Raw genomic sequence first — 10,694 nt, 5'->3', positions numbered from 1 at the left:
ATGCGGTGGCGGGTGCGGCGGTGAATGACTGGGGGTATTGGGCGGCAGGTCCGGCCTATTCGCGGGTGAACCCGCTCCTACGACGGTGCGGGGCGACACCACCGGTTGATGTAGGAGCGGGCTTGCCCGCGAAGAGGCCCGCAGCCTCAACGCACCAGGCAAGGCCGTTTGTTATCGAAGCTCCAACCCGGAATCAGGAACTGCATCGCCACGCTGTCATCCCGCGCACCCAGCCCCATGTTGCGGTAGCACTCATGGGCCTTGGCCAGCTGGTCTTCATCCAGTTCCACGCCCAAACCCGGCCGCGCCGGCACTCGCACATGCCCGTCGACAATGCGCAGCGGCTCACGGGTCAGGCGCTGGCCATCCTGCCAGATCCAGTGGGTGTCGATCGCCGTGATTTCACCCGGCGCCGCAGCCGCCACCTGGGTGAACATCGCCAGCGAAATGTCGAAATGGTTATTGGAATGAGAACCCCAGGTCAGCCCCCAGTCGTTGCACATCTGCGCCACCCGTACCGAACCCTGCAAGGTCCAGAAGTGAGGGTCGGCCAGCGGAATGTCCACCGACTGCAACTGAATGGCATGGCCCATCTGTCGCCAGTCGGTAGCGATCATGTTGGTCGCAGTGGGCAGCCCGGTGGCGCGGCGGAACTCGGCCATCACCTCGCGGCCCGAGTAACCGTTCTCGGCGCCGCAGGGGTCTTCGGCGTAGGCCAGCACATTGTGCTTGTCGCGGCACAGGGCGATGGCCTCCTTCAACGACCACGCGCCATTGGGGTCGAGCGTGATGCGCGCTTCGGGGAAGCGTTCAGCCAGCGCTGTCACGGCCTCCATCTCTTCTTCACCACGCAGCACGCCGCCCTTGAGCTTGAAGTCGCTGAAGCCATAGCGCGCCTTGGCGGCCTCGGCCAGCCGCACCACTGCTTCCGGGGTCAGGGCCTTTTCGTGGCGCAAGCGGAACCAGTCGTCATCGCTGTCGGCTTCGTTGCGGTAGGCCAGGTCGGTCTGCTGGCGGTCGCCGATGTAGAACAGGTAGCCGAGCATCTTCACCGCATCACGTTGCTGCCCCTCGCCCAGCAATGCTGCCATCGGCACGTTCAGGTGTTGGCCGAGCAGGTCGAGCAATGCCGACTCGATGGCCGTCACCGCATGCACGGTGATGCGCAGGTCGAAGGTCTGCAGACCGCGGCCCGCCGAGTCGCGGTTGGCGAAGGTCTGGCGCATGGCATTGAGCACACGCTGATAATGGCCGATCGGCTGGCCGACCACCAGGCTGCGGGCGTCCTCCAGGGTCTGGCGAATCTTCTCGCCGCCGGGCACTTCGCCCAGGCCGGTATTGCCGGCGCTGTCGCGCAGCACCACCACGTTGCGGGTGAAGTACGGGCCATGGGCGCCACTGAGGTTGAGCAGCATGCTGTCATGGCCGGCCACGGGGACCACGCGCAGGTCGGTGACCACCGGGGTACTGGTGTGAAGGGTCTGCATATTCATGAGGGTTGTCTCGCAGTCATCAGTGGGTCTGGCCCAGGGCCGAAGGGGCCTTGAGGTCATCGGAAGGGACGCCCTTGGGGCGAATGCGTACGAAGAAGATGGCAATCGCCGCCAGCACCGAGGTCACCGCCAGGCCGTACAGCCCGCCCTGGATCGAGCCAGTCTGCTGCTCCAGCAAGCCGAAGGTGGTGGGGGCAACGAAGCCGCCGAGGTTGCCGACCGAGTTGATCAGGGCAATCACCGCCGCAGCGATGCGGGCGTCCAGGTAGCCTTGGGGGATTGGCCAGAACAGTGACGACGCTGACTTGAAGCCGATCGCGGCGAAGCACACGGCGACGAAGGCGAACACCGGCCCACCCGTGGTGGACATGAACATGCCTGTGGCAGCGACCAGCAGGGCGCCCGCCACCCACGCCTGCTGGAACTTCCAGCGAGCGGAACCGGCGGCGAAGGCGTACATGGCCAGGATCGAGATCAGCCAAGGGATCGAGTTGAAGAAACCGACCTGCATGTCACTGAGGTCGCCCATACGCTTGATGATGCTAGGCAGCCAGAAGGTCGCAGCGTAGATGGTCAGCTGGATACAGAAATAGATCAGGCAGAACAGCACGATCTGGCGGTCCTTGAGCAGGCTCCAGGCCGACGGCCTGACCGCGCCGATGGCCTCACGCGCTTGCTGCTCGCGGTCGATGGTGGCGACCAGCGCGTCCTGCTCGGCCTTGCTCAGCCACTTGGCGTCCTGCGGCTTGGAGTCGAGCCAGAAGAACACAAAGAAGCACAGCGCCACCGAGGCCATGCCTTCAATGAACAGCATCCACTGCCAACCATGCAGGCCCAGGCCCTGGATCTGCATCAACGCCCCGGCCAGCGGCCCGGAAATCAACGAAGCCAGCGCCGAGCCACTGAGGAAGATGGCAATGGCCTTGCCGCGCTCTGCCGCCGGCAGCCAACGGGTGAAGTAGTAGATCACGCCAGGAAAGAAGCCTGCTTCGGCCACCCCGAGCAGAAAACGCAACACGTAGAACTGGGTTTCGTTCTGCACGAAGGCCATGGCCGTGGCCACTAGCCCCCAGGTGAACATGATACGGGTCAGCCACAGCCGGGCACCGACCTTTTGCAGCAGCATGTTCGAAGGTACTTCGAACAGCGCGTAACCGATGAAGAACAGCCCGGCACCAAAGCCAAAGGCCGCAGCGCTGATGCCCAGGTCGCTTTCCAGGTGCGGACGGACGAAGCCGATGTTGACGCGGTCGAGGTAGTTGACGATGAACATGATGACGAACAGCGGCAGGACGTGGCGCTTGACCTTGGCCACGGCACTGGCCAACACGTCGCCTTCATGCCGGGCAGACGGAGCGAGGGTGTCGTTCACTTGCGGATCTCCCACTAATTGTTTTTGTGCGGGTCGGGTTGTCTGACATGGCAGTGGGGAGGAGCTTATGCGCAGCGATGTTGTACGACAAGATCACAAACGTCGGCAAAACAGCAAAATACAAGCTGTCACAATGCCAATTTGATCAGAACATGCAAAAACACATCAACTACATGCTGAGTTGGATGCGCGAAAAATCGGCAAAAAATATTTCTATCGATTAACTTGTCGTACAAGCCAATCAAGAACCGGATCACACATGGAACCCGAACACGCGCGCAAACGCGGCCATAGCCGCGCCCATGACCTGGTTTCCAGCCTGACCCAGCAGATTCTGCTGGGCACCTTCAAACCAGGCGACAAACTGCCTTCGGAAAACACCTTGGTGCGCGAGCACGGGGTCAGCCGCACCGTGGTTCGCGAAGCCTTGTCGAAGCTGCAGGCCTCTGGGCTGGTGGAGCCGCGCCACGGGATCGGTACGTTCGTGATGGAGCGCCAGGCCCAGGCCGGGCTGCGCGTTGCGGCGGAGAGCGCGGCGAATGTGCGCGACCTGCTGGAGCTGCGTATTGGCCTTGAGGGCCAGGCTGCCGCGCTGGCCGCACTGCGCCGTGATGAGGGGCAACTGGCGCGCATGCGCCAGGCGCTGGATGACTATCAGGACCTGGCCGCTGCCGGCGACAGCTGCATCGAAGCCGACCGGCGCTTTCACCTGCTGATTGCCGAGGCCACCGGCAATCTGTATTTCACCGAGATGCTGCTGCAACTGGGTAACGGCCTGATACCGCGCAACCGCATGGCCCTGGCCGAGCGCGCGGGGGCCAAGCTGGCGCGGCAAGCGTACCTGGCCAACCTGGAGCATGAGGCGATCCTCAATGCCATCCGCCGACAAGACCCGGATGCCGCGCGGGCGGCAGTGTGCCTGCACCTGTCCAACAGCCGAGACCGGCTACTGCCGGACTGACTGTCAGGCAGTGCAAGGCCTCGGGCTAGATGCTACGAACAGAGAGGCATGCAGGGTGGCCGTTACAGCCAGCTACCCTGCCCTCACTTCACCAGGTCAGGCAGATCTTGCCGAAATGCCGGTTGCTCTCCTGGTAACGGAACGCCTCGACGATCTGTTCCAGTTCGAAATGCTTGTCCACCACCGGCCGCAGGCCGTTGGCATCGATCGCCCGCACCATCGCCTGCTGCTGCGCTCGGCTGCCAACCAGCACCCCTTGCAGCCGAATCTGCCGCACCAGCGCCTGCACCAGCGGCAACTGCCCGGCCACCCCGGTAAGGATGCCGATCAGCGAAACATGCCCGCCAATGCGCGCAGCTATCATCGACTGCTCCAGCGTCGCCGGGCCGCCCACTTCAATCACATGATCGACACCGCGGTTGCCAGTCAGCTCGCGCACCTTCTCCCCCCAGGCCGGGGTGCTCTTGTAGTTGATCAGGTGGTCGGCACCCAGGGCCTTCAGGCGCTCCAGCTTGGCATCGCTGGACGAGGTGGCGATCACGGTCGCGCCCGCCAGCTTGGCGAACTGCAGGGCGAAAATCGACACACCGCCGGTACCTTGCACCAGCACCGTGTCGCCGGGCTTGAGGTGATCATCGCTCATCAGCGCGCGCCAGGCGGTAAGGCCGGCGGTGGTCAGGGTGGCAGCCTCGGCATGGCTGAAACCCTGGGGTGCCAGGGTGAAGGCGGTGGCGCGGGCTGTCACCTGTTCACGGGCGTAGCCATCGATGCCGTCGCCGGGCACCCGGGCAAAGCCCTCGACATTGGCCTGGCCATCGAGCCAGTCGGGGAAGAACGTGCTGACCACATTGTCGCCGACCTGAAACTCAGTGACGCCTGCCCCCACCGCAACCACCTCGCCGGCGCCATCGGCCATGGGGATGCGTCGCTCGCTTGGCCCCCACATGCCGCTGACCACGGCGAAGTCGTGGTAGTTGAGGGAACTGGCGTGCAGGCCCACGGTAATCTCGCCGGCCTTGGGGGCCTGGGCCTCGCAGGTGCCGACCTGGACCTTGTCGTAGCCGCCGCCGGGTTGTACGTAGATGGCCTTGCTGCTCATGGGTGGGTCTCCGTATCAGAGCAAAGAATGGGGTTCAGCATAGACAGATCCGGCCCTTTCGCGGGCACGCCCGCCCCCACAGGGGCACCACAGGCCCCGAGACGTGCGCAATACCTGTGGGAGCGGGCATGCCCGCGAAGAGGCCCGCATGGCCAACACACGCATCAGCCCAGCATCACCTTCAACGCTCGGCAATCCGCCGCATGCCAATCCACCAGTTCCGGCCAGGGGTTGTCCGGCAGGTTCACCAGCACCGTGCGCGCCCCCGCCGCCCGCCCACAGTCCAGGTCAAAGCGGTAATCCCCCACCATCACCAGTTCGCTCGGCGTCACGCCCCAGGCGCTGGCAATCTTCAGCAGCCCATCCGGGCTCGGCTTGGGCGCAGCCTCGTCACGCCCGAGAATGTGTTCCACCGGGAAGCAGTCCGCCAGGCCGATGGCCTCCAGCGTTACATGCGCCAGCTCACGCGCATTGCGGGTCAGAATACCCAGCCGGCACCCGCGCCCGGCCAACTCGCGCACCAGCTCCACCGCCCCGGTGGCCGCCGTGGAGGCCGTTGCCAGGTCCCTTTCGTGCTCCAGCAACCAGGCATGCTTGGCCGCCGCTTCCGCCGCCGGCAAGGCCGCCAGGTGGGTGAGGATGTCGTGTTCGGCCGGGATGTCCAGCGCCACCCGAATGGCGGCGAAGTCGTGCACGGCCACGGTCAGGGTGCCGTCCATGTCGAACACCCAGTTGCGCACCTCGCCCAGGCTCATGCCCAGTCCTTGCGATGGCGAATCAGGCCTTCCTGGCTCGACGATGCCACCAGTTGCCCGGCCTGGTTGAAAATGCTGCCGCGGCAGAAGCCACGGGAATTACCGGCCCAGGGGCTATCGGTGGCGTACAGGAGCCACTGGTCGGCGCGCAGGTTGCCGTGAAACCACAGCGAATGGTCGAGGCTGGCGATCTGCATGTCGCGCTGCCACACCGATTTGCCATGGGGCAGCAACGCCGTGGTCAGCAGGCCGAAGTCCGAGGCGTAGGCCAGCATGTACTTGTGCAGGGCAGGCACGTCCGGCAGGTTGCCGTCGGCGCGGAACCAGGCGTATTTCACCGGGTCGCCCGGCTTGGGGTTGAACGGGTCGCGCTCGGTGACCGGGCGGATCTCGATCGGCTTGGCACACAGCACCTTGTCGCGAATGCGCTCGGGCAACTGGTCGGCCATGGCACGGGCCAGTTCGACTTCGGTAGGCAGGTTTTCCGGGCCGACCACGTCAGGCATCTGCGCCTGGTGCTCGAAGCCTTCCTCGTCGTACTGGAACGATGCACTGCAGGTGAAGATGGTCTGGCCTTTCTGGATCGCCGTCACCCGTCGTGTACTGAAGCTGCCGCCATCGCGCACGCGGTCTACCGAGTACACCACTGGAAGGCTGGCATCGCCCGGGCGCAGGAAGTAGCCGTGCAACGAATGCACATGGCGCGCGTCCTCGACTGTCTGGCTGGCAGCCGACAACGACTGGCCCAGCACTTGGCCACCGTAAAGCTGGCGGAAGCCCAGGTCCTGGCTACGTCCACGGAACAGGTTCTCCTCGATGGATTCGAGGCTCAACAGGTCGACCAGGTCGTCCAACACATGACTCATCGGCGGTTCTCCGTAGGAGCGAGCCTAGCTCGCGATGCGCCGCCCGAGCGGCGCTCGATTTCACAGGCGCTGAACGTGTTACGGCAAGCGCCTTCCAAGTAGGCAAATGATACAGCGTTTGTCATTCGCGCCGGGCATGGCAGTGCATTCAGGCGCGCAGGGTGCGCTCCCAGTGCGCGCGATCGATCCGGTACAGCACATGCGGGCGCAGCGGGTGGCCGATGGGCAGGCGGGGGTGTTCGAAGCTGCCGTGCAGGTCCTGCTGCATGCCGATGGCTTGCATCACCTTTTGCGACGGCAGGTTGCATTCGCTGGTGAACGACACGACCTCCTCCAGGCGCAATTGGGCGAAAGCACAACGCAGGCAGGTCCACGCCGCTTCGCTGGCAAAGCCCAGGCCCCAGTGACGGCGTGCCAGACGCCAGCCGATCTCCACCGCCGGGGCAAAAGGCGCGTCGAAGTTGACATTGAGCAACCCGGTCATGCCGATGAACGCGCCACTGTCCTTGCGCTCCAGGGCCCACAAACCAAAACCGTATTCATTGAAATGCCCACGCACGCGGCCGATCAACGCAGCCGCCTCAACGCGCGTCAGCGGCGCCGGAAAGTAGCGCATCACCTGTGGGTCGGCGCACAGTGCGGCGAACTCGCGCAAGTCATCGTCATGCCATTGGCGCAGCACCAGCCGTGCGCTTTCCAGTTCGAGGATGGGGGTCATCGGGCCTGCTCCGGTTTACCGCCTTGCAGTTTACAGCGTAGGCGCGGGCGCGGGTTTCACCTAGCCGGCAGCCGCCAAATGCAATTTTCACACGCCCTTCACCGGCCCCCGACAGGCCGCTTGGCAGGATGCCGCCATCCACCACCGCGCCAGCCGCGGCACTGCCAACGGAGCAACGCATGCTATCGAGCAACACCCTGGGGCACCCCGCCATTCATGCCCGGCGCAAGCGACGCCTGACTCGCAAAGCCGTCGGAGCCGCCCTGGGCCTGTGCATGGTCGTGGCGGCGTTGACCACCTGGCTGGCGACGAGGACGCATATCGTGGACCTTGGCAACGAGCAACAACTGACTGACAGTGGCCTGCTGCAGGACTGGGCCGACGGTGCGGTGATCGTGATGATCCGCCACGCCGAACGCTGCGACAGCGCCCCCGGCCCCTGCCTGGACGACCCCACGGGGATCACCCTGAGCGGCAGCCAGGCCGCTGCCCGCGTGGGCCAAGGGCTGCACCAGCTGGGCCTGAACAAAGCCGACCTGCTCAGCAGCCCGAAACTGCGCACCCGGCAAACCGCACACTTCATACTAGGTCAGGCGGTGGCCAGCGAGGACTGGCTCGAAAGCTGCGACAGCCAGTTCGCCAACGAAGCGCTTGCACACAAACGCGCGGGCCACAACCTGGTGCTGGTGACTCACAACGGCTGCATCGACCACTTTGCCCGCCAGCAGCACGTTGCCGGCGGCGAACGTCAAAGCAACTATGCCAGCGCCCTGTTCGTATCGGTGGATGGCAATGGCAAGGCACGCATCCTGGGGCGCTTGAACGAACCGGACTGGCAACGCGTATTGGCCAGCACAGGAAAATAGCCTATGTGGGAGCGGCCTTGTGTCGCGATTGGGCTGCGCAGCAGCCCCAAAATTTCAGCGCAGATGCACACATTGCTGGGGCTGCTGCGCAGCCCAATCGCGACACAAGGCCGCTCCCACAAAGGGCCGGTACCGGCGCAAGAAACAGGTACTCCCATTGCAGTCACCCGTCATGGCAAGATCAGCACTGGCCCTGATTGCGACCCCATCCATGCCGTTGCCGTTGATCTACCACGAAGATTACAGCCCGGAGTTCCCCGCTGAACACCGCTTCCCGATGGACAAGTTCCGCCTGCTGCACGACCACCTGGTCGGCAGCGGGCTGACCACCGACCAGGCCCTGCTGCGCCCGGACATCTGCCCCAACGACATCCTCGCCCTGGCCCATGACCGCAGCTACATCGCGCGCTACATGAACGGCGAGCTGTCGCGCGAGGACCAGCGCCGCCTCGGCCTGCCCTGGAGCGAGGCCCTGGCCCGGCGTACCGTGCGCGCCGTCGGCGGCTCACTGCTGACTGCCGAGATGGCACTGCAGCACGGCATCGCCTGCCACCTCGCCGGTGGCACCCACCACGCCCATTACGACCACCCCGCCGGCTTCTGCATTTTCAACGACCTGGCGGTCATCAGCCGCTACCTGCTGGAAGCAGGCCGGGTACACCGGGTGCTGATCTTCGACTGCGACGTGCACCAGGGTGACGGCACCGCGCGCATCCTGCACGACACGCCCGAGGCCATCACCGTGTCGCTGCACTGCGAGCAGAACTTCCCCGCCCGCAAGGCACAAAGCGACTGGGACATCCCCCTGCCCCGAGGCATGGGCGACACTGCCTACCTGAAGGTGGTGGACGACGCCCTCAACTACCTGTTGCCGCTTTATCAACCCGACCTGGTGCTGTATGACGCCGGTGTCGATGTGCACAAGGACGACGCCCTGGGCTACCTGCAGCTGACCGACGCAGGCGTTGCCGCCCGTGACGAAGCCGTGCTGCGCCACTGCCTGGGCCGCGATATCCCGGTGATGGGCGTGATCGGCGGAGGCTACAGCAAGGACCGCACAGCCTTGGCCAGACGCCACGGCATCCTTCACCACAGCGCGGCACGTGTCATAGGTTGTTCACAATGACTGTGGAACCGCTTGTGGATAACCTGCGCGAAAGGCGCTGTAGCCCTTTACTGGCAAGGCCTGTATAACACTGGCTATTTTTTGATCAGTGCTTCCATGGGCAGCGCTGCGGTAGAATGCGCCTCTTTTCCACAGCCTGCTGCCCACCATGCCCGATCTGACCCCCGCATCCCCTCCCCCCGCTGTCGTCATCGGTGGCGGCCCCGCCGGCCTGATGGCTGCCGAAGCACTGGCCAAGGCAGGCCTGGCGGTCGAGGTGTTCGATGCCATGCCTTCAGTGGGCCGCAAGTTCCTGCTGGCGGGCGTCGGCGGCATGAACATCACCCATTCCGAGCCCTACCCGGCGTTCGTAGCACGCTATGCCGAACGCCAAGGCGAAATCGAGGCCCTGCTACGCGACTTCGATGCTGACGCGTTGCGCCAGTGGATTCATGGTTTGGGCATCGAAACCTTCGTCGGCACCTCGGGCCGGGTGTTCCCCACCGACATGAAAGCCGCACCGTTGCTGCGTGCCTGGCTCAAGCGCCTGCGCGACAACGGGGTAGTTATCCACACCCGCCATCGCTGGTTGGGCTGGAACACCGATGGCAGCTTGCGAGTTGCTTATCCACAGGGCGAACGGCAGGTGAAAGCCTCGGTCGTGGTGCTGGCGCTGGGTGGCGCCAGCTGGGCGCGCTTGGGTTCTGACGGCAGCTGGCAACCGCTGCTGGCAGAACGGGCTGTGGATATCTCGCCTTTGCAGCCGAGCAACTGCGGTTTTGAAGTAGAGGGCTGGAGCGCGCTGCTCAAGGACAAGTTCGCGGGCGCACCGCTGAAGAACATCGCCCTCAGCGTCCCGGGCAGCGCACCGCGCAAGGGCGAGTTCATCCTCACCGCTCAAGGCGTGGAAGGCAGCCTGGTGTACGCCTGGTCGGCACCGGTACGCGAGGCCATCCACCGTGAAGGCCGCGGGGTGTTGTTGCTCGACCTGCTGCCGGACAAGCCTGTGGACAAGATTGCCCAGGCATTGGCCAAACCACGCGGTTCACGCTCCATGGCCAAGCACCTGCACAGCCAGCTGGGGATTGATGGGGTCAAGGCCGCACTGCTGCGCGAACTGACCGATCAGGCGACCTTTGCCGACGTTGATGCTTTGGCCCGGGCCATCAAGGCATTGCCTATCACCCTGGTACGCACGCGGCCGCTGGATGAAGCGATCAGCAGTGCCGGCGGGGTCCGCTTCGAGGGGCTGGATGAGGGGTTGATGGTCAAGGCCGTGCCGGGGGTGTTCTGTGCCGGCGAGATGCTGGACTGGGAGGCGCCGACCGGGGGTTATCTGCTCACGGCGTGCTTTGCCAGCGGCTTGCGCGCCGGGCGGGCAGCGGCGGACTGGGTGCGGGCTTCCTGACAGCTTGCCAGGGCTGCTTCCACAAGTACTGCGTCAATCCAGATTGCGCAG

The 10,694-nt window shown here is 64.7% G+C and carries 10 protein-coding genes; 4 read left to right on the top strand and 6 right to left on the bottom strand.

Annotated features, from left to right (window positions below):
• Nucleotides 1-146 precede the first annotated feature (146 nt).
• Both gudD and BJQ17_RS25110 read right to left on the bottom strand, forming a co-directional pair.
• Entirely contained in the window at nt 147-1,493 is a 1,347-nt protein-coding gene (gudD, locus tag BJQ17_RS25115; RefSeq protein WP_060537887.1) for a glucarate dehydratase, read from the bottom strand.
• 19 nt (nt 1,494-1,512) lie between these two features.
• Nucleotides 1,513-2,865, bottom strand: a complete 1,353-nt coding sequence (locus BJQ17_RS25110; protein WP_070096803.1) for an MFS transporter — start codon at nt 2,863-2,865, stop codon at nt 1,513-1,515.
• Nucleotides 2,866-3,124: 259 nt separating this feature from the next.
• Here BJQ17_RS25110 and BJQ17_RS25105 point away from each other — a divergent pair, with 259 nt between their 5' ends.
• Nucleotides 3,125-3,826 carry a FadR/GntR family transcriptional regulator gene (locus BJQ17_RS25105; RefSeq protein ID WP_003249857.1) on the top strand — a complete coding sequence of 234 codons (702 nt, stop codon included), beginning with the start codon at nt 3,125-3,127 and terminating at the stop codon, nt 3,824-3,826.
• 88 nt (nt 3,827-3,914) lie between these two features.
• Here BJQ17_RS25105 and BJQ17_RS25100 read toward each other — a convergent pair whose 3' ends face one another.
• The 4 genes from BJQ17_RS25100 to BJQ17_RS25085 all read right to left on the bottom strand — a co-directional run bounded on the left by BJQ17_RS25100 (nt 3,915) and on the right by BJQ17_RS25085 (nt 7,264).
• Nucleotides 3,915-4,925, bottom strand: coding sequence for an NAD(P)-dependent alcohol dehydrogenase (locus BJQ17_RS25100; RefSeq protein WP_070096802.1), 1,011 nt, complete (start codon nt 4,923-4,925; stop codon nt 3,915-3,917).
• Nucleotides 4,926-5,089: 164 nt separating this feature from the next.
• Nucleotides 5,090-5,680: an HAD family hydrolase gene (locus tag BJQ17_RS25095; protein ID WP_060537889.1), complete on the bottom strand. Its 591-nt coding sequence runs from the start codon at nt 5,678-5,680 to the stop codon at nt 5,090-5,092.
• A complete protein-coding gene (gene tesB, locus BJQ17_RS25090; protein WP_014859384.1) occupies nt 5,677-6,546 on the bottom strand; it encodes an acyl-CoA thioesterase II in 870 nt (289 codons plus the stop codon). Before tesB ends, BJQ17_RS25095 begins: the two co-directional genes overlap by 4 nt.
• A gap of 148 nt (nt 6,547-6,694) precedes the next feature.
• A complete protein-coding gene (locus tag BJQ17_RS25085; RefSeq protein WP_003249850.1) occupies nt 6,695-7,264 on the bottom strand; it encodes a GNAT family N-acetyltransferase in 570 nt (189 codons plus the stop codon).
• A gap of 179 nt (nt 7,265-7,443) precedes the next feature.
• On the opposite strand from BJQ17_RS25085, the gene BJQ17_RS25080 reads away from it, so the two are divergent.
• From BJQ17_RS25080 to BJQ17_RS25070, 3 genes are all read left to right on the top strand, one after another.
• Complete coding sequence (locus tag BJQ17_RS25080) at nt 7,444-8,130, top strand: histidine phosphatase family protein (protein WP_014859385.1); 687 nt, start codon at nt 7,444-7,446, stop codon at nt 8,128-8,130.
• A 211-nt stretch (nt 8,131-8,341) separates the two neighbouring features.
• Nucleotides 8,342-9,256 (top strand): histone deacetylase, encoded by a 915-nt coding sequence (locus BJQ17_RS25075; protein ID WP_014592484.1) that lies wholly within the window; start codon nt 8,342-8,344, stop codon nt 9,254-9,256.
• A 148-nt stretch (nt 9,257-9,404) separates the two neighbouring features.
• Nucleotides 9,405-10,643 carry a TIGR03862 family flavoprotein gene (locus tag BJQ17_RS25070; protein ID WP_070096801.1) on the top strand — a complete coding sequence of 413 codons (1,239 nt, stop codon included), beginning with the start codon at nt 9,405-9,407 and terminating at the stop codon, nt 10,641-10,643.
• Nucleotides 10,644-10,694 lie beyond the last annotated feature (51 nt).

Origin of the sequence: Pseudomonas sp. NBRC 111139, from assembly GCF_001753955.1 — a bacterium.
Classification (GTDB): Bacteria; Pseudomonadota; Gammaproteobacteria; order Pseudomonadales; family Pseudomonadaceae; genus Aquipseudomonas; species Aquipseudomonas alloputida.
This window is presented reverse-complemented; position numbering and strand designations above follow the sequence as displayed.

Coding starts and splice junctions, on each gene's coding strand:
- BJQ17_RS25105 (WP_003249857.1), top strand. CDS start 3,125: ATGGAACCCGAACACGCGCGCAAACGCGGCCATAGCCGCGCCCATGAC.
- BJQ17_RS25075 (WP_014592484.1), top strand. CDS start 8,342: ATGCCGTTGCCGTTGATCTACCACGAAGATTACAGCCCGGAGTTCCCC.
- BJQ17_RS25085 (WP_003249850.1), bottom strand. CDS start 7,264: ATGACCCCCATCCTCGAACTGGAAAGCGCACGGCTGGTGCTGCGCCAA.
- tesB (WP_014859384.1), bottom strand. CDS start 6,546: ATGAGTCATGTGTTGGACGACCTGGTCGACCTGTTGAGCCTCGAATCC.
- BJQ17_RS25095 (WP_060537889.1), bottom strand. CDS start 5,680: ATGAGCCTGGGCGAGGTGCGCAACTGGGTGTTCGACATGGACGGCACC.
- BJQ17_RS25070 (WP_070096801.1), top strand. CDS start 9,405: ATGCCCGATCTGACCCCCGCATCCCCTCCCCCCGCTGTCGTCATCGGT.
- gudD (WP_060537887.1), bottom strand. CDS start 1,493: ATGAATATGCAGACCCTTCACACCAGTACCCCGGTGGTCACCGACCTG.
- BJQ17_RS25080 (WP_014859385.1), top strand. CDS start 7,444: ATGCTATCGAGCAACACCCTGGGGCACCCCGCCATTCATGCCCGGCGC.
- BJQ17_RS25100 (WP_070096802.1), bottom strand. CDS start 4,925: ATGAGCAGCAAGGCCATCTACGTACAACCCGGCGGCGGCTACGACAAG.